Genomic DNA, 20,965 nt, shown 5'->3' with positions numbered 1-20,965 from the left:
GCCCCGCAGTGGGTGCGGCTGGCAGTTCCCCGGGTGAGACGGGAACCGCTGGACCCGCGGCTGCGTCCAATCCCTACGACGGCGCTGCCACGGTGGCGGCACCGGCGGGGAGGTGCACGTGGGGCAGGATGGAACGACCGCCGGGCCGGCCGGGAACGGGCCGCCCACCGGAGGCGTGAGCGTCGACGTGACGGCGATGCGCGCGATCGCGGCCGGTCTCGTTCGCGCGGTCACCGGCACCGAGCGGCAGTGGCAGCGGACGATGGGCGGACTCGGATTCGACGCCGGCGCGGCCGGCCCCGGCTATCGCGATCGCGGAGACGTGGTGGACGCGGGATACCGCCGGCTGCGGCGTGTGTTGGAGGCGTGGTGCGACGAAGCGTCCGGCGCCGCGGACCTGCTGGGTCGCACCGCCGACCGCTACGGGCACGAGGCCGAGCGGCAGGCGGCGGCGCTCACCGGTATCGACCCCGGCGCGGGGGATCCGCGGTGACCGTCGCACCCAGCGTCGGCTCGGCCGGCGTCGACGCCCTCCTCGATGCCGGTGCCGTCGGTCTTCGGTTCTTCGTCGAATTCCTCCCGCGGGCACATCGCATCGGTGCGGTGCCGACGGTCACGGTGCCGGACCTGACGGACCGGTACGACGCGCAGCGCGGCCTCGACATCGCGCGGCTCGCGTCCGACGCGGACGTGATGAAGACGCTGTCGTCCGTCGTCGGCTCGGGTGCCGACGAGCAGCGCGCACGGCTCGCTACGGTGCCGGCGGTGTGGGAGGGGCGTGCCGGGTGCTCGGCGTCCGAACCACTCGCCGCCCACGTCGAACGGTCGCGGCGACTGCACGAGACGGTCGGTGTCCTCGGTGACACGCTGGCCGGTGCGGCCACCGGGATTTTCACGATCGTCGACGAGAAGTCCCGTGCCGCATCATCGTTCGCCGACGTGAGGGTCGACGGTCTGGGCCCGGCCGAGGTCGATGCGGTTCTCGCCGGCGCGTCGGGTGCGGGCATCGGCCCGGTCGTCGAACAACTCGCTCACCGGTCCACCGGCCTCGTCGTGGATGCGGAGGCGGCGGCGCGGTGGTGTGCCCGATGGCTGCGCGAGGTGTTCGCTCCGGGTGTCGAGAGCGCCGTCGGCGTGTTCGTGGGTCTGTGCGACGACGCCGACCGCGCGATCGGGGCAGTGTTCGACGAGCTGGCCCGCGTCTTCGAGAGTCTCGACGAGCATCGGTTCCCCGGTATCGGAACGGACGGCATCGGAACGGGCGGTATCGGAACGGACAGGCCGTCCGACGGTCGCCGCGCCCTCGAATCCGGCGGGGGGGTCGTGCCCGCGTGGGGATCGTCCGGTGCGTCCTCGTCGGATGTGGTGCGTGCGGGTGTCTCGCTCGTCGAATCGGGGCTCGAGCTGGTTGCGGCGGTCGGTGAGCTGACCGGCGCCGTCGTCGAACTCGCAGCGGCAATGGTGGACGGGGCCACCACGGTGGTCGAGGGGGCGACCGTTGCCGTCGAGGCCACGACCGGCGAACTCTCGGACAGTGCGCCGGTCGAACACAGTGCGCCGGTCGAACCGGTGCCCGGCCCGGCCCGCGAATCGACACCGCCGATCTCGGAGTCACCCGCCGCCGAACCCGAGGTCGCGGCCACCGGCACCGAACCGGTGGACGGGCTCGCGACGTCACCGTCGGGACCGACGGCGGCCTCGGGCCCGATGGCGCCGGTCTCGACCGTGGAGACCGGTCGAGCGGATCCGGCCGCCGAGAAACCGGCCCCTGCTCTCGTGCCCGGTTCCGGTGTGTCCGCCCCGGCCTCCGGGCGAGGTCGCCGCACCGGCCCGGCACCGGAGAACTCCGGCGATGTGCCCACCGCCGCACGCGGTCCCGCGGACCCGGCCGAGCTCGGGCCCGACGGCGGCGTGATCCTCCCCGAGGCGGGACCGCTGTGAACGCGGAGATCGAGCGGATCGTCGCCGAGTATCGCGCCGCGGCCGGCCGCCGGCTCGGTGACCTCGACGAGGTGCGCAGGCCCCGGCGGTTGCCGGAGCCGGTCACGCCCCGACCCCGGGAAGGCGCGCGGAAACCGGACGATGAGGAGCCGTACTACCGGCCGAAGAGCTGGCTGATCTGAGCGGCGGGATCGGATTCGATCAGCGACGGGTCGGCGATCACGTCGGACCCGGGGATCTCCGATTCCGGGTCCGAGAAGCACGCGTAGGTCTTGTCCCCGGTCAGGCGGTGCAGCAGGAACCCGGTGAGCAGCGCACGGGTGCGCTGCTGCGTGCGACGCTCACCCCCGCCGAGCCCGATGAACGACAACAGTTTGCGACCCTCGACGAGACCGTCGTCGGAGGCCTTGTGGACCGAGCGCAACAGCACGTCGCCATCCCACGCCTGCGCGACCGCGACCGCGTCGCTGTTCAGGGAGCCGAGGCTCTTCGCGCCGACGAGGACCAGACCGGGCACCCCGATCCCGGCTGCGACGGCCGCGGCGGAAGGCGCGGTCGGAGCCGGGAACAGCGACGCCACCGCGGCCACGTCGCGCCGGGACGCGGCCAGGACCGCCGCCCCCGCACCCAGTCCGTGACCGGCCACGGCGACACGGTCGGGGCGCACGCTGATCCGGCCCGTCCCCAGCCGGACGCTCGTGCAGATGTCGAGGACGGTGATCAGGTCGGTGGACAGACCCAGCGCCGACGGCACCGGCCCGCGCTCGGTGTTCGGCGCCGCGGCGACGATGCCCCACGACGCGAGGTGCTCGAGCAGACCCGAGTAGCCCGAGGTTCCGGTCAGCCAGCCGTGACCGAACGCCACCGCGGGCAGCCCGAAGCCTTCGGCGGGGGTGTAGACGACGCCTGGCTGACCGGCGAGCGCCAGGTCGCCACGCAGGACCGAATGCGGTCCGCGCCGGGAGAGCTGCTGAGCCAGGGATTTCGGGTTCGCCGCCACGGCGTGAACGTTAGCGGATCGCGCGGCGGCCCGGCACGTCACCGGCCGCGGGCCGGACCGGCGAGCTCCCGACGAGTTGTTACCGCCCGGTCGTCGCCCAGTACCCTGCTAACCATGTGCGGAATCGTGGGTTATGTCGGGCACCGCAATGCTCTCGACGTCGTGGTGGAGGCACTGCGGCGAATGGAATACCGAGGTTACGACTCGGCGGGGATCGCGATCCTGGACGGGCACGGCGGGCTGGCCGTCGAGCGGAAGGCCGGGCGGCTGGCGAACCTCGAGGCCGAGCTCGACGAGGTCGGCAGGGACGGCTTCGCCGGCACCGCCGGCATGGGACACACCCGCTGGGCGACCCACGGACGGCCCACCGACCGCAACGCGCACCCGCACCGTGACGCGACCGGCCGCGTCGCGGTCGTCCACAACGGCATCATCGAGAACTTCGCGCCGCTGCGCGCCGAACTCGAGCACGAGGGTGTCGAGCTGGCGTCCGACACCGACACCGAGGTCGCCGTGCACCTGGTGGCCCGTGCCTACGCCGACGGTCCCACCGCCGGGGACTTCGTGGAGAGCGCCCGCAGCGTGCTGCGCCGTCTCGAGGGCGCGTTCACGCTCGTGTTCGCGCACGCCGACCATCCCGGCACGATCGTCGCTGCCCGCCGCTCCACGCCGCTGGTCGTCGGGGTCGGCGACGGCGAGATGTTCATCGCCTCCGACGTCGCGGCGTTCATCGAGTTCACCCGCGACGCCGTCGAGCTGGGGCAGGACCAGGTCGTCGTCATCACGAAGGACTCCTACGAGGTCACCGACTTCGACGGCAACCCCGACGTGCCGACGCAGCCGTTCACGATCGACTGGGATCTCGCCGCCGCCGAGAAGGGCGGCCACGACTACTTCATGCTCAAGGAGATCGAGGAACAGCCCGAGGCGGTCGCCGACACGCTGCGCGGGCACTTCGTCGACGGCCGGATCGTCCTCGACGAGCAGCGGCTGTCCGATCAGGAACTGCGCGACATCGACAAGGTGTTCGTCGTCGCGTGCGGCAGTTCGTATCACTCCGGGCTGGTCGCCAAGTACGCCATCGAGCACTGGACGCGCCTGCCTGTCGAGGTGGAACTGGCCTCCGAGTTCCGCTACCGCGACCCGGTGCTGGACCGGTCCACCCTGGTCGTGGCGATCTCGCAGTCCGGGGAGACCGCCGACACCCTCGAGGCCGTCCGGCACGCGAAGGAGCAGAAGGCGCGGGTGCTGGCGGTGTGCAACACCAACGGTGCCCAGATTCCGCGCGAGGCCGACGCCGTGCTCTACACCCGCACCGGTCCCGAGATCGGCGTCGCCTCGACGAAAGCGTTCCTCGCGCAGATGGCGGCGAACCTGCTCGTCGGCCTGGCGCTCGCGCAGGCCCGCGGCACCAAGTACCCGGACGAGGTGGCCCGCGAGTACGAGGATCTCGCCGCGATGCCTGAGCGGATCGCGCAGCTGCTCACCACGATGGACCCGGTGCGGGATCTCGCACGGGAACTGTCGGCGTCGCCGGCGGTGCTCTTCCTCGGCCGCCATGTCGGGTATCCGGTCGCGCTCGAAGGTGCCCTCAAGCTCAAGGAACTCGCGTACATGCACGCGGAGGGCTTCGCGGCCGGTGAACTCAAGCACGGCCCCATCGCGCTCATCGAGGACGGTCTGCCCGTCATCGTGGTGATGCCGTCCCCGAAGGGCCGGGCAGTGCTGCACAGCAAATTGCTCAGCAACATCCGGGAGATCCAGGCCCGGGGCGCGCGCACCGTCGTCATCGCCGAAGAGGGCGACGAGACCGTGCGGCCGTTCGCCGACCATCTCATCGAGATCCCGTCGTCGCCGTCGCTGTTGCAGCCGCTGCTGTCGACGGTGCCGCTGCAGGTCTTCGCCGCCGAGGTCGCGCAGGCACGCGGCTACGACGTGGACAAGCCCCGCAACCTGGCCAAGTCCGTGACGGTCGAATAGACCCGTACTCCGATCGGAGCGGCGATGCGCAGTTACCACCCGTGCGACCGGGTCCGGGCCGCCGAGGCGCCGTTGCTCGCGTCGCTGCCCGAGGGCACGCTCATGCGGCGGGCCGCGCACGGCCTCGCCCGGGTCACCGCCGCGGAACTGCGGTCGCGCACCGGCGGGGTCGCCGGGCGGCGCGTGGTGCTGCTCGTCGGTTCCGGAGACAACGGCGGTGACGCGTTGTGGGCGGGCGCGTTCCTGCGCCGTCGCGGGGTCGCGGTGACCGCGCTGTTGCTCGCCCCGGATCGCGCCCATCCGGACGGGTTGTCCGCCCTGCGGGTCGCGGGCGGTCGCGTTGCGCCTGCGGTCCCGGACGCTGTCGGCGAACCCGATCTGGTGCTCGACGGGATCGTCGGAATCTCCGGGCGTGGCCCGCTGCGGCCGGCGGCCGCAACGCTGGTCGACGCGATCACCGCGCCGATCGTCGCGGTCGACACCCCCAGTGGTGTCGACCCCGACACCGGCGCGGTCGACGGCCCGTCGGTCACCGCCGCGGTCACCGTCGCGTTCGGTGCCCTCAAGCCGGTGCACGTGCTCGCCGCGGCGCGCTGTGGTCGCGTCGAACTCGTCGACATCGGCCTGGACCTGCCGGCGGCTCACCTGGTGGCCGCCGAACCCGCCGAGGTCGGGGCGATCTGGCCGATCCCCGGGCCCGACGACGACAAGTACAGCCAGGGGGTCGTCGGCATCATCGCGGGCAGTGACACCTATCCGGGTGCCGGTGTGCTGTGCACCGGCGCCGCGGTCGCCGCGACGTCCGGCATGGTCCGCTACGCCGGCACGGCAGCGGACGCGGTTCTGGCCCGGTATCCGGAGGTCGTCGCGGCGCCGTCGTTCGCCGCGGCCGGGCGCGCCCAGGCCTGGGTCGTCGGGCCGGGCGGCGGCACCGGCGAGAACGCCGCGCGGACCTTGCGGGACGTGCTGGCCACCGACCTGCCGGTGCTCGTCGACGCGGACGGGCTGACGCTGCTCGCGAAGGATCCGTCGCCGGTGCGCGACCGCACGGCCCCGACCCTGCTCACGCCGCACGCCGGTGAATTCGCCCGGCTCACCGGTGCGCGGCCGGAACCGGACCGGGTCGCCGCCGTGCGTGCGCTCGCGGCGGACTGGAACGTCCACGTGCTGCTCAAGGGCCGCGCGACCCTGATCGCCCGTCCCGACGGGCACGTGTTCGTCAACGACGCGGGTGGTTCGTGGGCGTCGACGGCCGGCGCCGGCGACGTGCTGTCCGGGCTGATCGGAGCGCTGATGTCGGCCGGGATGGCTCCCGATCTCGCCGCGGCGGCCGGAGCCCGGGCGCACGCGCTCGCCGCGAACCTCGCCGCGCACGACCGCGACGGAGCTGCTCCCGTCTCGGCGAGCGCGATCCTGACGCAGGTCAGGGCCGCAGTGCGCACGCTGCGGGCACATATGTCCGAATCGTGATCCGAACTCAACCACCAGCGCGCGGCTCTCGAATCCGACAGTGGCAGGATCGAAGATCATGACCACGGCAGAACGCACCCAGGAACAGCACCGTCACGCCCAGCCCCAGGCCGAGGCGGTGATCGACCTGGATGCGGTCGCGGACAACGTTCGCCTGCTGCGCGAGTACGCCGGGGACGCGGCGGTGATGGCCGTGGTCAAGGCGGACGCCTACAACCACGGGGCGGTGCCGGTCGCGAAAGCCGCGCTCGCCGCGGGCGCGCGCGAACTGGGCGTCACCACTCTGACCGAAGCACTGGAACTGAAGTCGGCGGGCATCGACGCACCGGTGCTGTCCTGGTTGCACACACCGGACGCCGACTACGCACCCGCCATCGTCGCCGGTGTCGAACTCGGAGTCTCCTCGCCGCGCCACCTCGCCTCGATCGTCGCGGCCGCCCGTGACAGCGGAGTCACCGCCGTGATCACCGTGAAGGTCGACACCGGCCTCAACCGCGGCGGCGTCGCCCGTGACGAGTGGCCGGGCTTCCTCCGCGACCTCGGCAGAGCCCACGCCGAAGGCGCGGTCCGGCTGCGCGGTACGTTCTCCCACCTCGCGCACGCCGACGAACTCCACCACCCCGAGATCGATTCGCAACGGGACCGGCTGGTCGAGGCCGTCGCCGATCTGCGTCGCCACGGCATGCCGCCCGAGGTGGTTCACCTGTCGAACTCCGCGGCCGCCGTCACCCGTCCCGACCTGCGATTCGACATGATTCGTCCCGGAATCGCGATGTACGGACTGTCCCCGATTCCGGAGATCGGCGACTACGGGTTCCGGCCCGTGATGACGTTGCGGACGAGGGTGGCGCTCGTGAAGAAGGTGACCGCAGGGTCCGGTGTGTCCTACGGGCACCGCTGGATCGCTCCCATCGACACCACCGTGGCGGTGCTGCCGATGGGATACGCGGACGGGATCCGCCGGAACCTGAGCGGCCGCTTCGAGGTGCAGCTCGGTGGCCGACGTCGCCCTCAGCTCGGCCGCGTGTGCATGGACCAGATCGTGGTCGACCTCGGACCGGACGGCGGTGGAGTAAGCGAGGGTGATCATGCGTTGTTCTTCGGTGACGGACGCCACGGCGAGCCCAACGCCCAGGACTGGGCGGACCTGCTCGACACGATCAACTACGAGGTCGTGACCGGGGTGGGCGGGCGCACCGTGCGGACCTACGTCGGTGGAGAAGGAGGCGGGACGGAATGAGCATGATGGGCAGGATGGGGCTGCTCGGCGCGAGCCTGGCCACACTCGCCTCCGCCGCCGGCCTATACGCGGTGCGGTCCGCGGGAATGCCCGCCCCCGAGATCTACGCCGACGAGGACTTCGACGCGATGCTCGCCGCACCCAAGCGCAGCGTCACCACCGAGGACGGCGTGGACCTCGCGGTGCGCGAATTCGGTTCGTCGCTCGCGCCGCTGACCATCGTGTTCGTCCACGGATACTGCCTGCGTATGCAGTCCTGGCACCTGCAGCAGCGCTACCTCGCACAGCGGTGGGGCCGTGACGTGCGCATGGTGTTCTACGACCAGCGCGGCCACGGCGAATCCGGTGCCGCCGGTTCGAAGTCCTGCACCATCGCCCAGCTCGGTCGCGACCTCGGCCGTGTCATCGACGCGACCGCGCCGGGCGGCCCGGTCGTGGTCGTCGGGCACTCGATGGGCGGCATGACCGTGATCGCGCTCGCCGCGCAGCGACCCGACCTGTTCGACTCCCGCATCGTGGGGGTGGGCCTGCTCGCGACCACCGCGGCCGGGCTCAGCAAGTCCGGGATCGGACGCAATCTCGAGAACCCGGTGATCGACGCGTTCCGCTACGCCGCCCGAACCGCGCCCGGATTCGTGCAGTTCGCCCGCGGCACCGCGAAGGCGATCGTCTCGCCGATCCTGCGCGCCGCGTCGTACGGCACGGTCGTGAGCCCGCGGCTGGTGGAGTTCTCCGACCGCATGCTCAACGAGACGTCGGTGCTGACCGTCGTGAACTTTCTGCGCACCCTCGAGCTGCACGACGAGTCCGCGGCGTTGCCGACGCTGGGAACGGTGCCGACGCTGGTGTTGTGCGGTGACGCGGACATGGTGATCCCGTTCGCGAGCTCCGAGGCTCTGGCCGCCGAGTTGCCGGACTGCGAACTCAAGCGGGTGCGGGGTGCCGGTCACCTCGTGCAGCTCGAGTTCCCGGAGGTCGTGTCCAAGGCCGTGGACCGGCTCGTCCAGCGGGCCTTCGCGCACGACGCGCGCAACCGGCGGGCCGTCGGTGTCTGACAACGTGAAAGGTGACGGCGTGTCCGAACCAGCCGTGTCTGAACCGTCCGTGCCGGAGGAGCACGCGGAATTGCCGACGGTCGAGGACACCGAGGCCCTGGGCCGCCGGCTCGCCGCGAGCCTGAAGGCCGGGGACCTGGTGGTGCTCGACGGACCCCTCGGTGCCGGCAAGACCGCGCTGACCAGGGGGATCGCCGCAGGCCTCGGTGTGCAGGGGAGGGTCACGTCGCCGACGTTCGTGATCGCTCGTGAACATCGGCCGGGGGAGCGACCCCACGGGGAACCGGTGGGGCTCGTCCACGTCGACGCCTACCGGCTCGGCAACGGACCGGGTGCCCTCGACGAACTCGACGCGCTGGATCTCGACACCGATCTGACCGCCGCGGTCGTCGTCGTCGAATGGGGTGAGGGGCTCGTCGAGAAGCTGACCGACCGGCATCTGCGCGTCCGGTTGCGGCGCGATCCCGAATCCGATGTGCGCCGTGCCACCTGGGGCTGGGTGGGTTAGCGGCTCGGACCGGCCTTCCCCGCCGCGGCGCCCGTCCATGGTGGCGGTATCCTGGGTAATCGTGCTTGTGCTCGCCGTCGATACCGCCACCCCTGCCGTGACCTCGGGGCTGGTCCGCCTCGACACCGGCGCCGCGCAGAACCTCGAGACGGTCGCAGTGCGGGTCACCGACAACCCACGGGCCCACGCCGAGATCCTCACTCCTCAGATCCTCGAATGTCTCGCCGAAGCGGGATGCGAACCGGCGGACCTCGACGCGATAGTCGTCGGGGTCGGTCCGGGACCGTTCACCGGATTGCGCGTCGGGATGGCGACGGCCGCCGCGTTCGGTGACGCGCTGGGCATCCCCGTGCACGGCGTGTGCACCCTCGACGCACTCGCCGCCGACGTGTACGCGGCGGATCCGGACGGTCCCGACCTGCTCGTCGTCACCGACGCGCGGCGCCGCGAGGTGTACTGGGCGCGATACTCCGGCGGACGCCGGGTGGAGGGCCCCGACGTGCGCAAACCCGCCGACCTGACGGCCGCGCCGTCGCAGCGGGTCGCCGGCTCGCCGGCCCACGCCGAACTGTTCGACCTGCCCACCGCGCCGGTGCACACGCCGTCCCCGGCCGGGCTGGTCACGGCGGCAGCGCCCGAACTGATCGCCGGGGCCGCGCCGCAGCCGCTGGTGCCGCTGTACCTGCGCCGGCCGGACGCGGTGGAGACGGCGGCCCGGAAGAAATGAGCGTGCTCGTCGACGCGCTGCGCCCGGACGATGTCGAGCGTTGCGCGGAACTCGAACAGGTCCTGTTTCCCGGGGACGACCCGTGGAGCGCCGACGCGTTCCGGTCGGAACTGGCGTCCCCGCACAACCATTACGTCGCCGCCCGCGACGACGACGGCCGCCTGATCGGGTATGCCGGACTGGCTCGGCTGGGCACCGGTGTGCATCCCGAATCGGAGGTGCACACGATCGGCGTCGACCCCGAACTGCGGCAACGCGGTATCGGGGGTGCGCTGCTCGATGAACTGCTGCGGGTCGCCGACGCGTGGGGCGGCCCGGTGTTCCTCGAGGTGCGGACCGACAACGATCCCGCGATCGCGTTGTACCGGCGGGAGGGTTTCGAGATCGTGGGCACCAGGAAGCGTTACTACCAGCCGAGCGGCGCCGACGCGTACACCATGTGTCGGCCGGACCGGCGAGAGGAGCCAAAGCCGTGATCGTGATGGGCATCGAGAGCTCGTGCGACGAGTCGGGTGTCGGCATCGTCCGGTGGGTCGGCGACGGCACGCTCGAACTGCTCGCCGACGAGGTGGCGTCGAGTGTCGACGAGCATGCCCGCTTCGGTGGTGTGGTGCCGGAGATCGCGTCCCGCGCGCATCTCGAGGCGATCGTCCCGACGATGCGGCGGGCACTCGCTGCCGCCGGCATCGACAGACCCGACGCCGTGTGCGTCACCATCGGGCCCGGCCTGGCCGGTGCCCTGCTCGTGGGGGTCGCCGCCGCCAAGGCGTACGCCGCGGCCTGGAACGTACCGTTCTACGCGATCAACCATCTGGCCGGGCACGTCGCCGTCGACACCCTCGAGAACGGCCCGATGCCACCGTGCATCGCGCTGTTGGTCTCGGGGGGCCACACCCACCTGCTGCACGTCGAGGACATCGGCAAGCCGATCGTCGAGCTCGGTACCACCGTCGACGACGCGGCAGGGGAGGCGTTCGACAAGGTGGCCCGGCTGCTGGACCTCGGATACCCGGGCGGTCCGGTGCTGGACAAGCTGGCCCAGCAGGGCGACTCGACCGCGGTGGTGTTCCCGCGGGGGATGACGGGACCGCGCGACGCGCGTCACGACTTCTCGTTCTCCGGTCTGAAGACCGCGGTCGCACGGCATGTCGAAGCGCTGGAACGCGCCGGGCAGCCGGTTCCGGTCGCCGATGTGGCGGCCGGATTCCAGGAGGCGGTCGCCGACGTGCTCACGATGAAGGCGGTGCGCGCGGCCCAGGATGTCGGGGTCGACACGCTCGTGCTCGGCGGCGGCGCGACCGCGAATTCACGGTTGCGTTCGCTGGCCCGGGAACGATGCGACGCCGCCGGGATCACCTTGCGGGTGCCGCGCCCGCGGTTGTGCACCGACAACGGTGTGATGATCGCGGCGCTCGGCGCCCACCTCATCGCGGGCGGCGCGCAGCCGTCGTTGCTGACCGCCGCCACCGATCCCGGCCTGCCGGTGTCCGTGCACCAGGTGTGAGCCTCCGGGCTCACTCGTCCGTCGCGGCTCCGGCCGTCGACGTCTCCGGCGTGATGACCTCGGTCGGCGTGAGCGTCGGAGCTGCCGTGCCCGGATCGGCCGGGCGTGCAGGGCTCTCGTCCGGCGCATCGGTCTCCGGCGCAGCGGGTTCCGGTCCGGCCGATTCCTCCGGAGGCGGCACCGGTGTCGTCGTCGAACCGGGGTCGGGTGTGGTGGTCGGTGGTGTGGTCGTGACCGGTGGGGTCGTCGGCTCGGGCGTCGACGTGCCCGGCGTTGTCGTTTCCGGTCGGTCACTGTCCCGGTCGGGTGCCTCCGACGTCGACTCGGCCGGCAGCGGGGACGTCGTGGTCTCCGGCACGGTCGTGGGCGGGGTCGTGGACACCCGGGTCCGGGGCGCTTCGTCCTCCTCGGTCGTGCCGCCGTTCGAGGGAACACGGGTGGGTACCGGATCGAACGACGGGATGCGTGTCTCGGTCGGAGCCGTCGCGTCGGGCACGACCGTGTCCGGCGGGGGCGGCAGCACCGAGTCGGTGGAGCCGGCGGGGGAGACGGGCCGGTCGGTGGGCCCGGGTTCCCCGATCCGATCGGTCGCGTAACCGGCGACGAGTGCTCCGACGACCAGCGCGCCGACGAGTGCCCCGGCCGTGCGGCCCGACGAGCGCGCGGCGCCCGCCTCCGGGCCCCCGGCGAGGGGGTAGCGGTCGAGGTGGGGATGCTCGTCCAGGTAGGCGGCACCGTGTGCGGCGACGGTCGCGGGATCGTCGACCGTGACGGCCCGACCGCCGAACGCGGCCGTGACCGCTGCGGCCAGGGCCGGAACGGACGAGGTGCCGCCGACGAGGACGAGGACCTCGGGGGATGCCGGGGCAGCCGCGCAGGTCCGCGCGGTGAACTCGGCGGCCGCGCCGACCAGGTCCGCGACGAGCTCGTCGAACTCGGCGCGGGTGACGGTGACGGAGACACCCGGTCCGGCCTCACCGATCTCGATGTGCGCGGTGTCGGCGACCGCGAGGGTCTCGAGGGCCCCCAGGCACCGGGCGGAGAGCAACTCGGCGTCGACCGGCATGCGGGTGCGGACGCCGTCCGTCGACTTCCGGACGTGCTCGCGGAGCCGGTTGCCGATCCTTTCGCCGCCGACCGCGTCGGTGCGGTCGGCGTGCAGGACCGTGCCGTCGGTGTGGTCGACGATCGACACGCTCATCCCGGAGGCGCCGATGTCGGCGACCGCGATCGCGCCCTCGGTGCTCGCCAGGCCGGTGTCGTGCAGATAGGTGACGACCGCGGCGGTCTCCGGGATCAGCCGTACGAGGTGGCCTTCGCGGATGGCCGCGGCGCGGACCGAGTCGGCCTGTTCGGCGGTCCGGTAGGCGACCGTCACGACTTCCGGCTTCGGAAGGTCGGAGACCTGGGTCGTCATCAGGGTGACCGCGTCGAAGACGAGGTCACCGACGTCGCGCTGAGCGTGGGTGTCGGCTGCGAGTTCGCGGTACTCGGTGATCCGGCCTTCCGGTGTGTCGATCACCAGCGCGGATCCCACTCCGGATGCTCCGGTGGAGATCCCCAGCGACGTGCGCATTGTCCACCTCCCGTGCGTGACCGGGGGCCAAGGAGCTCGTCTGCTCCTCGAAAGGTCACCGTATGGTCACGCTCCGTATCTCTGTTATCCGAACGTAACAGAAGGCTCGCGATGTTCGCTGAGGACGAGCAAGCGCCCGCAAGCCTTGAGTGCTGGCACTCGCATGTATAGAGTGCTAGTGACACCGAGCGTCGGCCCGGCACCCGCGACGACGGGACCTCGCACGGAGTCACCGTGGTGACTGAACGAATCCGAGTCCGGGAACACAGGTTCTCGGACCAAAGTACCCCTGAAAGTGGAGGGCTCATCGTGGCGAGCGTGAACATCAAGCCGCTCGAGGACAAGATCCTCGTCCAGGCCAACGAGGCCGAGACGACGACTGCCTCCGGCCTCGTCATCCCGGATACGGCGAAGGAGAAGCCCCAGGAGGGCACCGTCGTCGCCGTCGGCCCGGGCCGCTGGGACGAGGATGGCGACAAGCGCATCCCGCTGGATGTCAAGGAAGGCGACGTCGTCATCTACAGCAAGTACGGCGGAACCGAGATCAAGTACGCAGGCCAGGAGTACCTGATCCTGTCGGCTCGCGACGTGCTGGCCGTCGTCGCCAAGTAAGTCGCGTGTCTTCCGCCCCGGAGTTCCTCACAGGACCCGGGGCGGAGTCCGTTCCGGAGAAATTCGACAGGAGTAGTCGGAGAACATGTCCAAGCAAATCGAGTTCAACGAGACCGCGCGGCGCGCGCTCGAGCGCGGTGTCGACCGCCTCGCCGACGCCGTCAAGGTCACGCTCGGCCCGCGCGGGCGGCACGTCGTGCTCGCCAAGGCGTTCGGCGGCCCGACCGTCACCAACGACGGTGTGAGCATCGCCCGGGAGATCGAGCTGGAGGACCCGTTCGAGAACCTCGGTGCGCAGCTCGTCAAGAGCGTCGCCACGAAGACGAACGACGTCGCCGGTGACGGCACCACCACCGCGACCGTCCTCGCGCAGGCTCTGGTCAAGGCCGGTCTGAAGAACGTCGCCGCGGGCGCCAACCCGATCGCGCTCGGTGCGGGTATCGCCAAGGGGGCCGACAAGGTCGCGGAGGCGCTGCTCGCGCTCGCCACCCCCGTGCAGGGCAAGGAGGCCATCGCGCAGGTCGCGACCGTCTCGTCCCGCGACGAGGAGATCGGTGCGCTGGTCGGCGAGGCCCTCAGCACCGTCGGCGAGAACGGCGTCGTCACCGTCGAGGAATCCTCCACGCTGAGCACCGAACTGGTCGTCACCGAGGGTGTGCAGTTCGACAAGGGTTACCTGTCGCCGTACTTCGTCACCGACATCGACGCGCAGCAGGCGATCCTCGAGGACGCCCTGGTCCTGCTGTACCGCGAGAAGATCGGCTCGCTGCCGGACTTCCTGCCGCTGCTCGAGAAGATCGCCGAGTCCGGCAAGCCGGTCCTGATCATCGCCGAGGACGTCGAGGGTGAGGCGCTGTCGACGCTGGTCGTCAACGCGATCCGCAAGACCCTCAAGGCAGTTGCGGTCAAGGCGCCGTACTTCGGCGACCGCCGCAAGGCGTTCCTGGACGACCTCGCCGTCGTCACCGCGGGTACCGTCATCAACTCCGATCTCGGTCTCTCCCTCAAGGAAGCCGGACTCGAGCTGCTCGGTTCCGCGCGCCGGGTCGTGGTCAGCAAGGACAACACCACGATCGTCGACGGCGCCGGTACCGCCGAGGCGATCGAGGAGCGCGCAGGGCAGCTGCGTCGTGAGATCGAAGCCACCGACTCGGACTGGGATCGGGAGAAGCTCGAGGAGCGCCTCGCGAAGCTGGCCGGCGGCGTGGCCGTCATCAAGGTCGGCGCGGCAACCGAGACCGACCTCAAGGAGCGCAAGTTCCGGGTCGAGGACGCGGTGAACGCTGCCAAGGCCGCCGTCGAGGAGGGCATCGTCCCCGGTGGCGGTTCGGCGCTCGTGCAGGCGTCCCTCGAGCTCGCCGAGCTCGAGGCGTCCCTGTCGGGTGACGAGGCCACCGGTGTCGCGGTTCTGCGGACGGCACTGTCGGCACCGCTGTTCTGGATCGCCGCGAACGCGGGTCTCGACGGCGCCGTGGTGGTCTCCAAGGTCGCCGAGAGCCCGAAGGGACACGGCTTCAACGCCGCGACGCTCACCTACGGTGATCTGCTCGCCGACGGTGTCGTCGACCCGGTCAAGGTCACTCGTTCGGCGGTCGTGAACGCCTCGTCCGTCGCCCGGATGGTGCTCACCACCGAGAGCGCGGTCGTCGACAAGCCCGAGGAAGCTGCCGAGGCCGGTCACGGTCACGGCCACGCCCATTAGGCCACGCCGGCGCACACGAAGCCCCGCCCGGGAACATCTCCCGGGCGGGGCTTCGTCGTTGTGGTCGGAACGGCGCGGTCACACCGCGATCCGGCGGCGTCTGTGCCGCGCGTACATCTCGCGCTCCGTCTCGGACATTCCACCCCAGATGCCGTACGGCTCGGCGACATTGAGGGCGTGCTCACGGCACTGCGCGATCACGGGGCAGCTTCGGCACATTTCCTTCGCGCGGCTCTCCCGCTGGGCACGTGCGCGGCCGCGCTCACCGTCCGGATGGAAGAACATCGAGGAGTCCACGCCGCGACACAATCCGTGCATCTGCCAATCCCAGATATCCGCGTTGGGGCCGGGCAAGTGATGTGGTGCAGGCATTGTGGCACTCCTTTGCAGCATGCTCGCGTTGGTGCGAGCGGACCGGCGGCGGGGAACGGTGTCCCGGCCGATCATTCTTTCGAGCACCGCCACCGTAAAAGCGCGACACAATTCGCGTCAATACTTTCGTTGCGTGGGAAACTCCATATCCCTCACGCCGAGAATTAACCTGGGAAATGTTTACTTCGTGACCGGATCATGATTGGCTGACGATCGACCATGGCCGCGAGCGGTGTCCGGGTCGATTCCGGCAATTCCCCCGGCGCGCGGTCCACCTGCGGGTTTGTATCGATGTCCTCCTGTTCTGCTCCTGGTCTGCGCCGGTGTGCGCCCTCGTGCCCGCGCCCGGAGGGCATTAGCGTACATGCAGTATGTTTGGAATTAACGGGTTGTAAACGGCAAGCGAATGGCCGTGTTGCGGGGCGGAATTCACCGCAGTAAATATTTGCGCTCGCGGTGCTTATTTCTCGCTATTCGGACACCCCGTGGGATCTGCCGCCGCGATGGTGCGATGATTCCGGTGTGTCAGCGACCATTGCGTTTGTGCGCCCGCCCGATTTCGCCGCCGAGGTCCTGGCGGCAGCGGCGTTCGGCGATCGGCCGGGGATGAGTCCGCTGCCCGCGGCGACCGACCCGGAGCAGCGATGGCTTCGCGCGGTCGCTCTCGGAGGGCAGGGCTTCTACAGCGGTGCACGGGCGGAACTCGCGCGACTGCAACGCGAGGTCACGGAAGGGTCGCTGGCGTCGCTGGCGGCGAGCACCGAGGCCTCGTTGTTGCGGCAACTCGGCTGGCACCGGCGGGCCGCGGCACACGACGGCCGCGCGTTCGCGCTCGCACGGGCAGCCCCGTCGCGGTCGCCGGAAGAGGGGGCCCGCCTCGTCGAAGCGCAGTGCGATGCGCTCACCGGCCTGGCGGCAGACGCGCTCGGTTGCGGCCGGCTCGGCCTGGCCCGGCGGTTGCTCGCCCGGTGCGCCGACCGGTTGCCGGACGCCGGCCCGGACGACGCGGCCTTCCGGCGGCAGCGGATCCGACTGCACTGGGTGACGGCGGAAACCGCCCTGGCCTCGGGCGATTTCGCGGCGGCGAAGGTGCACGCCGCCCAGGCGTCGATGCATGCGGAACGCGGTCCGTCCGTGCGTCATCGGGTGAAATCCGACCTGTTGCGTGCGGCCTCGGCGACCGGCGACGACGACCTCGGGACCGCCCGTGCGCTCGCCGTCGACGTGGACCGGCGATGCGCGGAACACGGCCTCGTGCCGCTGCGCTGGGCGGCCGCGATGCTGGCCGACGGCATCGGGGCCGGAACCGGCGCAGATCGGGTGCGCGACGAATGCGCCGAGATCGTGATCGAACGCGGCGGCCGCTTCGCAACGATCCGAAATTAGTTCGGCCAGGGCGAATCGGAGTTGTCCCCGCATGTAGTTAGGCTGGGGGCGTTCCACCGTCACGTGGAAGCACACCCGGCCGGGGATGTGCCACTTGTAACGCCAGGACATACGCAATCGATGACTGTTATGGGTGAGGAGTTGGACTCGGCCGTCGCTGCAGCTTCGCAAGGCGATCGGGCTGCTCTTGCCCAGGTTCTCGCAAGCATCCGACCCTTGGTCGTGCGGTACTGCCGGGCACGGGTCGGGTCTGCGGAGCGCGGTCAGCACTCCGCAGACGACGTAGCGCAGGAGGTATGCCTGGCTGTGATGACGGCGCTGCCGCGATACCAGGACCAAGGACGCCCGTTCATGGCGTTCGTCTACGGCATCGCAGCGCACAAGGTCGCGGACGCGCATCGGAGTTCGGCCCGCAATCGGTCGGATCCGGTCGCCGATGTTCCCGAAGTGATGTCGCTGGAGGACAGCCCGGAAGAGCATGCGCTCAACGCGGAGACGAGCCGGCAGATGAAAGAGCTGCTGGGCACGCTTCCGGAGAAGCAACGCGAGATCCTGATCATGCGATTGGTTGTGGGGTTGTCGGCGGAGGAGACGGCAGCCGCAGTGGGAAGCACGGCGGGGGCCGTTCGAGTGGCTCAGCATCGAGCCATAGCCAGACTCAAGAAGGAAGTGACGAGAGCAGGTGAGAGGAATGGGTAGGAAGCGCGGTGACGACGACTTCCACGCTGATCTCGCCGACGACGGCACCCCGGTGGACATCGCGGCAGTGCGTCGTGATGATGCCCTCATCGACGCGATCTCCGGTGACGGTCCGGTAACGACGGAATCGGACGAAGAATACGAACTTGCCACGCTGCTGGCAGGATGGCGCGCCGAGATCCTCGCCGAGCCATTACCTGCCGGTCCCGAGCTCGACGAGATCGTCGCAGCGGTCAACCGCGAAATCGGTGCCCGCGATGCGCTGACGAACAGTCGAACGCGTTCCCGCACCCAGCTGCGCCTGCTGCGTCCCATTGCCGGCGCCGCCGCACTCGTCGCGGTCGCCGTCGGCACGGCGGCAGCCGTGTCCTACAGCGCCGAACCGGGCGACCCGCTGTGGGGCGTCAAGGAAGTCGTGTTCAGCGAACAGGCGCAGAGCACCGTCGCGCGCATCGACACCACGTCCAGCCTCGAGCAGGCCGAGCGTGCGATCGCTGCCGGCGACACCGCCGGTGCGCAGGAACTGCTCGCGTCCGCCCAGGTCCGTTCCAGCGATGTGGCCGATGCCGGTCAACGTGACGAACTGGGCAACTGGCTGGAGCGCCTGGCCGACGAGCTGAGCAGGCTCGTGCCCGTCCCGCCGTCTCCGGTGCCGGGGCAGCCCCTCCCGCCCCTGCTGCCGCCGTTCACGCCGCCGCAGTCCGATGCCGCCACGATCCCGCAGACCCCCGGCACGACGTGGCCGGGAACCTCTGCGAGCACCCCGACGGACGCCCTGACACAACCGTCTCCGTCCCCGACCACGGATCCGACGATCCTGAACGAGCCGACGACGGTCCCGTCCACACCGCCGGTCGAACCGAGCACCCGCCCGACGACCACGCCACCGGCACCGAGCAGCGAGCCCAGCACGCCGCCCACCACCGAAGCTCCGCCCACCACGACGGCGTCCGCCTCGGCATCGACGACTTCGCTCGAGCAGCAGTCGATCAGCCAGCCGGTGACCCGGTCGCCGGAGAGCGCGGAAGTGCGCTGAGGAACGCCCCGCACGTGAACAGCGGCGCCGGCACACCCTGGTGTGCCGGCGCCGCTGTTTCGTCGTGTATCGGCTACCTCAGTCGATCGCGCATCCCGACAGCGGTGCGTCCGCCAGCCGGTCGTACAGGAACGAGACGGCGGTGTCCGTGCCGTAGCCGTCGATCAGCAGAGGACCGAAGTGGTTGGGCAGCGTTGTTCCGGGCAGGATCGGCGGCAGCTCGTTGGTCCGGAACGTGACCGTCGCGCCGAGCGAGCACCAGTCCTCCGCGAGCCGGCGGGCCTGGCCGTAGGGGACGGTGTCGTCGTTGCGGCCGCTGGTGATCAGCACCGGGCTGGGTGGTGTCATCGTTCCGATGCGCTGGTCGTTCAGGTCCGACAGCACTTCGGGGATCTCCTGGAGGTGGGCGAGCAGGGAGCGCCCGTCGGTGGTGTAGGGGGCAGTTCGCAGGAACGGGTGCTTCATGATGACATCGCCGATGCACGAATCCGACAACGTGGCGAGCAGGTCTCTTCCCTCAGGGGTGAGTCTCGGCGCGAGGAGGGGCCGGATCTCGGGATTTCGGTCGATGAATCCGTTGATCGCGAAGCCGATCGCGCCGCCGATGAGCGCGCCGTCGATAGTGTCGAGGATTTCGATCAGATTCGCGGTCGGGCCGCCCGCCCAGGTGCCCTTGAGATTGAGCTCGGGTGCGTATGTCGGCAGCATCTCCGCGGCTGCCGCCGTGGCGCCGCCGCCCTGGGAATAGCCCCAGAACAGAAGGGGGGTGGCGTCGCCGGATCCGGAGAGGTTGTTGGCTGCGCGCGCGGCGTCGAGGACGGCGTGCGCCTGTTCGACCCGGTTGGCGTAGGTGTGGATGCCCGGGGTGCCGAGGCCGATGTAGTCGGTGACGAACACCCGCGCGCCTGCCGCGCTCCACGCGCCGGCCGACAGCGCCTCCTGGTTCGCGGAGATGGACAGCTTGGAGGGATCGGCGAACAGGCCGCTCGAGAATGCGGCGGAGATCGCGCAGTGGTCGCCCTGGCCGGATGTGCCGGGAGCGATCACGACGGTGGGCCGCTCGCCCGGACCCTCCCACGGGTGGGTGGGCTCGATGTAGGTGCCGGACACCGCGACCGGTGTCCCGTCCTGGGTCCGCGAGGTGTACATGACCAGCCGGCCGTCCACCGGGAGGGTGCCGTTCGCGGTCGGCGCGGTCGCGAAGATCGGCGTCGGCGTCTCCTTCACGATCGCGCCGGGTGCCTGGTCGAACGTGGCGGGCGGAATGTAGAAGTCGCTGACCGGGGCGGCCGCGGCGGGCGCAGCGGTGAGCCCGACAACGGTCGATCCCAGGCACGCGACGACCGCGACGACCACGGCCCGGACTCGGAGGTTCGGGCCGGCTCCGGCCTTCCACCTGTACTGATACGGCATCGATGAATCCCCCATACTGGTCGGCGCCGAGTGGCGTCGGTGACGACCGGTACGTCGAGTCGCGCCGGTCACGGGGGTGATACTGGACAGTAACAAGCAATGATGTCAAGTTTCGGCACCCCGGGGCACACACGACGACGCCCGACCGGAATCGTCCGGTCGGGCGTCGTCGGTGTTCGGGTCACCGCACGTGATCAGCGGTGTTTCGCGTGCGTCGTCAGGAATCGAAGCCGTAGGGATCTGCGGGGAGCGCCTCGTTCATCGAGGCATCCGCGTACCCGCGGCAGTAGTCCCACGTGACGTATGCCTCAGGGGCCGGATCGTAGGCGGGTTCGTGCGGGCGGACCGTCCCGTCGACGAGGAGCTGCAGCAGGTTCGCGCGCAGCATGTCCCAATCGTGGTAGTGGTCCTGGTGGCAGTCCTCGCAGCACACGACGAGACCGCGGACCCCGCGCGGGGCCAGCAGTGCCTCGTAGACGGCGAGGTCCGCGAGGTCCTCTTCGACCGCCAGTCGCTCCGAGGGGTCCAGCGGCTGACCCGGTTCGATCGCGTCCAACGCGGCCGACGGGTCGTCGGGATCTCCGGCGAAGGGGTCCGGTGGAAGACCCGGAGGTAACTGATCACGCACGACACCCACGGTACGCAGTGCGGTGGGGTCTGCGCCAGCCGTAGCCGAGGACACGCCGACGAACCGGCGGTCGCGGGTGTTCCGCGTACCGTGCCGGCGCCGGCGGCGAGGGGTGC

The 20,965-nt window shown here is 70.7% G+C and carries 21 protein-coding genes; 16 read left to right on the top strand and 5 right to left on the bottom strand.

What is annotated here, in order from left to right:
• Positions 1-118: 118 nt before the first annotated feature.
• From A8G15_RS00960 to A8G15_RS00950, 3 genes are read left to right on the top strand one after another with little or no spacing between them, the layout of a single operon-like run.
• Positions 119-493: a hypothetical protein gene (locus A8G15_RS00960; RefSeq protein ID WP_156665216.1), complete on the top strand. Its 375-nt coding sequence runs from the start codon at positions 119-121 to the stop codon at positions 491-493.
• Positions 490-1,941 carry a hypothetical protein gene (locus A8G15_RS00955; protein WP_068154390.1) on the top strand — a complete coding sequence of 484 codons (1,452 nt, stop codon included), beginning with the start codon at positions 490-492 and terminating at the stop codon, positions 1,939-1,941. Before A8G15_RS00960 ends, A8G15_RS00955 begins: the two co-directional genes overlap by 4 nt.
• Positions 1,938-2,123: a hypothetical protein gene (locus A8G15_RS00950; protein WP_068154388.1), complete on the top strand. Its 186-nt coding sequence runs from the start codon at positions 1,938-1,940 to the stop codon at positions 2,121-2,123. Before A8G15_RS00955 ends, A8G15_RS00950 begins: the two co-directional genes overlap by 4 nt.
• Here A8G15_RS00950 and A8G15_RS00945 read toward each other — a convergent pair.
• Positions 2,096-2,941, bottom strand: a complete 846-nt coding sequence (locus A8G15_RS00945) for a dienelactone hydrolase family protein (protein WP_068154387.1) — start codon at positions 2,939-2,941, stop codon at positions 2,096-2,098. The genes A8G15_RS00950 and A8G15_RS00945 overlap by 28 nt on opposite strands.
• 114 nt (positions 2,942-3,055) lie before the next feature.
• On the opposite strand from A8G15_RS00945, the gene glmS reads away from it, so the two are divergent.
• From glmS to tsaD, 8 genes are all read left to right on the top strand, one after another.
• Positions 3,056-4,921, top strand: a complete 1,866-nt coding sequence (gene glmS / locus A8G15_RS00940) for a glutamine--fructose-6-phosphate transaminase (isomerizing) (protein ID WP_068154384.1) — start codon at positions 3,056-3,058, stop codon at positions 4,919-4,921.
• A gap of 24 nt (positions 4,922-4,945) precedes the next feature.
• Positions 4,946-6,391 carry an NAD(P)H-hydrate dehydratase gene (locus A8G15_RS00935; protein WP_068154382.1) on the top strand — a complete coding sequence of 482 codons (1,446 nt, stop codon included), beginning with the start codon at positions 4,946-4,948 and terminating at the stop codon, positions 6,389-6,391.
• A gap of 58 nt (positions 6,392-6,449) precedes the next feature.
• Entirely contained in the window at positions 6,450-7,631 is a 1,182-nt protein-coding gene (gene alr / locus A8G15_RS00930; RefSeq protein WP_068154490.1) for an alanine racemase, read from the top strand.
• Positions 7,628-8,686 carry an alpha/beta fold hydrolase gene (locus A8G15_RS00925; protein WP_068154380.1) on the top strand — a complete coding sequence of 353 codons (1,059 nt, stop codon included), beginning with the start codon at positions 7,628-7,630 and terminating at the stop codon, positions 8,684-8,686. Before alr ends, A8G15_RS00925 begins: the two co-directional genes overlap by 4 nt.
• Positions 8,687-8,705: 19 nt before the next feature.
• Complete coding sequence (gene tsaE / locus A8G15_RS00920; protein ID WP_425415049.1) at positions 8,706-9,194, top strand: tRNA (adenosine(37)-N6)-threonylcarbamoyltransferase complex ATPase subunit type 1 TsaE; 489 nt, start codon at positions 8,706-8,708, stop codon at positions 9,192-9,194.
• A gap of 61 nt (positions 9,195-9,255) precedes the next feature.
• Positions 9,256-9,921 carry a tRNA (adenosine(37)-N6)-threonylcarbamoyltransferase complex dimerization subunit type 1 TsaB gene (tsaB, locus tag A8G15_RS00915; protein WP_068154487.1) on the top strand — a complete coding sequence of 222 codons (666 nt, stop codon included), beginning with the start codon at positions 9,256-9,258 and terminating at the stop codon, positions 9,919-9,921.
• The gene (gene rimI / locus A8G15_RS00910) at positions 9,918-10,397 is read left to right on the top strand and encodes a ribosomal protein S18-alanine N-acetyltransferase (RefSeq protein WP_068154375.1); all 480 of its coding nucleotides are present in this window, start codon (positions 9,918-9,920) and stop codon (positions 10,395-10,397) included. The genes tsaB and rimI overlap by 4 nt, the downstream gene beginning before the upstream one ends.
• On the top strand, positions 10,394-11,425 hold the full coding sequence (gene tsaD / locus A8G15_RS00905) for a tRNA (adenosine(37)-N6)-threonylcarbamoyltransferase complex transferase subunit TsaD (RefSeq protein ID WP_068154372.1): 1,032 nt from the start codon (positions 10,394-10,396) through the stop codon (positions 11,423-11,425). The genes rimI and tsaD overlap by 4 nt, the downstream gene beginning before the upstream one ends.
• Positions 11,426-11,435: 10 nt before the next feature.
• Here the strand turns inward: tsaD and A8G15_RS00900 are convergent, their stop codons facing one another.
• Positions 11,436-13,001 (bottom strand): Hsp70 family protein, encoded by a 1,566-nt coding sequence (locus tag A8G15_RS00900; RefSeq protein WP_082899574.1) that lies wholly within the window; start codon positions 12,999-13,001, stop codon positions 11,436-11,438.
• Between the two features lie 309 nt (positions 13,002-13,310).
• On the opposite strand from A8G15_RS00900, the gene groES reads away from it, so the two are divergent.
• Both groES and groL read left to right on the top strand, forming a co-directional pair.
• On the top strand, positions 13,311-13,613 hold the full coding sequence (gene groES, locus A8G15_RS00895; RefSeq protein ID WP_068154369.1) for a co-chaperone GroES: 303 nt from the start codon (positions 13,311-13,313) through the stop codon (positions 13,611-13,613).
• Positions 13,614-13,698: 85 nt separating this feature from the next.
• Positions 13,699-15,315 carry a chaperonin GroEL gene (gene groL, locus A8G15_RS00890; protein ID WP_068154367.1) on the top strand — a complete coding sequence of 539 codons (1,617 nt, stop codon included), beginning with the start codon at positions 13,699-13,701 and terminating at the stop codon, positions 15,313-15,315.
• A 78-nt stretch (positions 15,316-15,393) separates the two neighbouring features.
• Here the strand turns inward: groL and A8G15_RS00885 are convergent, their stop codons facing one another.
• Positions 15,394-15,687, bottom strand: a complete 294-nt coding sequence (locus tag A8G15_RS00885; RefSeq protein ID WP_068154485.1) for a WhiB family transcriptional regulator — start codon at positions 15,685-15,687, stop codon at positions 15,394-15,396.
• Between the two features lie 606 nt (positions 15,688-16,293).
• Between A8G15_RS00885 and A8G15_RS00880 the strand changes: the two genes are divergently transcribed.
• From A8G15_RS00880 to A8G15_RS00870, 3 genes are all read left to right on the top strand, one after another.
• Positions 16,294-17,073 (top strand): hypothetical protein, encoded by a 780-nt coding sequence (locus tag A8G15_RS00880; protein ID WP_245687669.1) that lies wholly within the window; start codon positions 16,294-16,296, stop codon positions 17,071-17,073.
• Between the two features lie 120 nt (positions 17,074-17,193).
• The gene (locus A8G15_RS00875; RefSeq protein WP_068154363.1) at positions 17,194-17,772 is read left to right on the top strand and encodes a sigma-70 family RNA polymerase sigma factor; all 579 of its coding nucleotides are present in this window, start codon (positions 17,194-17,196) and stop codon (positions 17,770-17,772) included.
• A complete protein-coding gene (locus A8G15_RS00870; protein ID WP_068154362.1) occupies positions 17,765-18,808 on the top strand; it encodes an anti-sigma-D factor RsdA in 1,044 nt (347 codons plus the stop codon). The genes A8G15_RS00875 and A8G15_RS00870 overlap by 8 nt, the downstream gene beginning before the upstream one ends.
• A gap of 78 nt (positions 18,809-18,886) precedes the next feature.
• Here A8G15_RS00870 and A8G15_RS00865 read toward each other — a convergent pair whose 3' ends face one another.
• Positions 18,887-20,221 (bottom strand): lipase family protein, encoded by a 1,335-nt coding sequence (locus A8G15_RS00865; protein WP_068154484.1) that lies wholly within the window; start codon positions 20,219-20,221, stop codon positions 18,887-18,889.
• Positions 20,222-20,438: 217 nt separating this feature from the next.
• Positions 20,439-20,849, bottom strand: a complete 411-nt coding sequence (locus A8G15_RS00860; RefSeq protein ID WP_068154482.1) for a DUF5319 domain-containing protein — start codon at positions 20,847-20,849, stop codon at positions 20,439-20,441.
• Positions 20,850-20,965: the final 116 nt, after the last annotated feature.

Origin of the sequence: Rhodococcus phenolicus, from assembly GCF_001646785.1 — a bacterium.
In the GTDB taxonomy this organism is placed as follows: Bacteria; Actinomycetota; Actinomycetes; order Mycobacteriales; family Mycobacteriaceae; genus Rhodococcus; species Rhodococcus phenolicus.
Note: the sequence above shows the minus strand (reverse complement) of the source record. Positions and strands in the feature narration are given on the sequence as shown.